Source organism: Chlorobium sp. KB01, assembly GCF_001975465.1.
Classification (GTDB): domain Bacteria; phylum Bacteroidota; class Chlorobiia; order Chlorobiales; family Chlorobiaceae; genus Chlorobium.
Genome location: NZ_MPJE01000047.1, coordinates 1 through 2309, shown reverse-complemented (window position 1 = coordinate 2309; position 2309 = coordinate 1). Strand labels below are relative to the sequence as shown.

The window sequence follows — 2309 nt, the reverse complement described above, 5'->3', positions numbered from 1 at the left end:
CCGAGACCTGTACCGGTAACCAATTGAATTTATTTGATTTATAATTGGACAGTAGTGATGTTTTATATATAAAGTAATGATCGCTTATTAAGCAGGAAAGGAGGTCGGGATGATTCAGTTCAAGGTTGGCGATTATATTGTTTACCATAAGCCCAAATGCTCATTTTCTCCGGGACCTCGTGCCAAGCAGATTTATCCGCTGGAACACGGGGAGGAATATCATTATGTCGTGGACAAGTTCTGGAAGGTTGTCAGCGTCAATAATGATGGAACTCTTGATGTTGTTACCCGAACAGGAAAACAGCACAGACTCAATACCGCTGACCCCAATATCAGTAAAGCCAGGATTCTGCATCATTTTCTTTATCGGAAGCGCTTTCCAAGGATCAACGAACAACCCTGATTCCATTTTGGTTCTTATGCAATAAAACCAGAGAGTGATTGTGTTATTCGTTTTCCCCTGCAGGTTCATTGCCGGTTCGCAGATAATGCGCCTCTGTTTCATACCACAGGGGCTTTTCATTGCGCAGCATACTCACTACCGCATGAAATTCAGCCGGGTCGGAGAATGCGTGGTTTTCAATCAATTGACTACTTGAGTCATAGATCGCAATTCTGCCTGTATGTTTATGCAGGTCCCATCTGCTGTAGTAACTTGCTACAAGAATGTTTGCCATGGTTTTGTCCCCTCTTTTACAGGATTATAAACCTCAACATATAACTGCCGGCCGGATTCACTGCTATTCCGGGTGCTCGCTTATTTCTTGTTTATTATAAATTTTGCACCCTTCAGCGTTGCCCACTCCGCTGTTGCGGGTTTTCCTGAAGGAAGTGTTGTGAGCGGAGAGAGTGATGCATTGTTGAAATTTGTATCGGTAATGTTTGCCCCTTTCAGATTTGCGCCCTCAAGATTTGCCTCTTCAAGATCGGCTTCAAACAGTGATGCATTTTCAAGATTTGCATTCTGCAGATTCGCCCCGGTGAGTATTGTTCCGAAAAGAACAGCGTTTTGGAGGTTGGTATTGCTCAGGTCCGCCTCTTTGAGAAATGCGCGGTCAAGATTTGCACCCTGCAGATTCGCACCCTGCAGATGAGCCCCTTTCATATCGGCTTTATGGAAGTTGACCTTGCTGAGATTTGCACCGGCCAGGTTGGCCTCATCCATCGATGCGCTTTTGAAGCTTGATCCGGAAAGTGTCGCGCCCTGCAGATTAACCCCTTTCAGGCTTGAATCGTCGAGTGTTTCCTCTTTCATGGTTACGTCGAGATCTTTATTAGTCTTGCGCATAGTGTTCCATGACTCAACATCCTCGATGACCAGTGCAGGCTGTTCCTTGCTTTTCGTGCCCGATATGGCCGAAGAGGGTGCTGTGAGTGAACCGTGACTCTCCTTTTTTTCAGAAGGGGTGAAAACCGGTGTCGTATAGATTAACGGGGAGCGCTCCGGTTCACGGACAAATTTTGCATTATGGAGCAGACTCCAGCGTGACGTGGCTCTGTCTCCGGAAGGGAGGATGGTATTGTTTGACAGGACGGCACGCTCCAGACGGGCCTGATCAAGGAATACCGCACCTTTCAGGCTTGCCCCCTTGAGGTTCGCGTTTTCGAGATTGGCTTCAAACAGAACCGTGTTTGCCAGGTTCGCGTCCTCCATATCGGCTTCATCAAGCATGACCCATCTCAGGTTGGCTCCCTGAAGATTTGCCCCCCGGAATATGGCTTCTTTCATGAACGAACCCTTCATATTTGCCTTTATCAGGCATGCGCCGGAAAGATCGGTGCCTTTCATGTCAGCTTTTTTGATAAATGCCATCATGAGGTTTGCGCCCTTCAGGTTTGCCCTGTTGAGTTTTGAACCACTGAGGTCAGAGCGAACAAGGAGGGCGCCACCCAGATTTGCTTCACTCAGATCGGCATCTTCAAGTACAGCCTTGTAGAGATCGATGTTTGCTGCCGGTGAGGCAAGTCGCCAGCTGTTCCATTCGGCAACGCTCTTTTTCAGTGCGTTCAGTGTCACGGTATCGTATGCCGCAGCACTATTGCCTGCTGAAACGACCAGACCAATGCAGATCGTTGCGATCAGAGTGCCTTTGCGATTCATAGCTGCCTGATTATGTGATTGGGTAGGCTTGTACTACAGCTCTGAATCTCTTTGTCATGAGTGTTGGGCCGTAGTTGATTTAAAAAGTAATGAAATTACAAGTGAGAAGAGAAACTTAAATGCCGGCGAAAGGGTTCTCTCTTTTACATAAGGGCACCTCTATTTATTGTCGTGAGAAGCCCGAGGACAAGGCGGATGGAGCACAGAA

3 protein-coding genes are annotated in these 2309 nt (G+C 47.3%); 1 reads left to right on the top strand and 2 read right to left on the bottom strand.

Translation table 11 applies throughout. The features are described from left to right. Positions 1 to 109 precede the first annotated feature (109 nt). Positions 110 to 403 (top strand): hypothetical protein, encoded by a 294-nt coding sequence (locus BOO20_RS05265; protein WP_076791147.1) that lies wholly within the window; start codon positions 110 to 112, stop codon positions 401 to 403. A gap of 43 nt (positions 404 to 446) precedes the next feature. Here the strand turns inward: BOO20_RS05265 and BOO20_RS05260 are convergent, their stop codons facing one another. Together BOO20_RS05260 and BOO20_RS05255 are read right to left on the bottom strand one after the other, a co-directional pair. Continuing rightward, the gene (locus BOO20_RS05260; RefSeq protein ID WP_076791145.1) at positions 447 to 677 is read right to left on the bottom strand and encodes a hypothetical protein; all 231 of its coding nucleotides are present in this window, start codon (positions 675 to 677) and stop codon (positions 447 to 449) included. Between the two features lie 80 nt (positions 678 to 757). Continuing rightward, on the bottom strand, positions 758 to 2101 hold the full coding sequence (locus BOO20_RS05255; RefSeq protein WP_076791143.1) for a pentapeptide repeat-containing protein: 1344 nt from the start codon (positions 2099 to 2101) through the stop codon (positions 758 to 760). Between the last annotated feature and the right edge of the window lie 208 nt (positions 2102 to 2309).

Coding starts and splice junctions, on each gene's coding strand:
- BOO20_RS05265 (WP_076791147.1), top strand. CDS start 110: ATGATTCAGTTCAAGGTTGGCGATTATATTGTTTACCATAAGCCCAAA.
- BOO20_RS05260 (WP_076791145.1), bottom strand. CDS start 677: ATGGCAAACATTCTTGTAGCAAGTTACTACAGCAGATGGGACCTGCAT.
- BOO20_RS05255 (WP_076791143.1), bottom strand. CDS start 2,101: ATGAATCGCAAAGGCACTCTGATCGCAACGATCTGCATTGGTCTGGTC.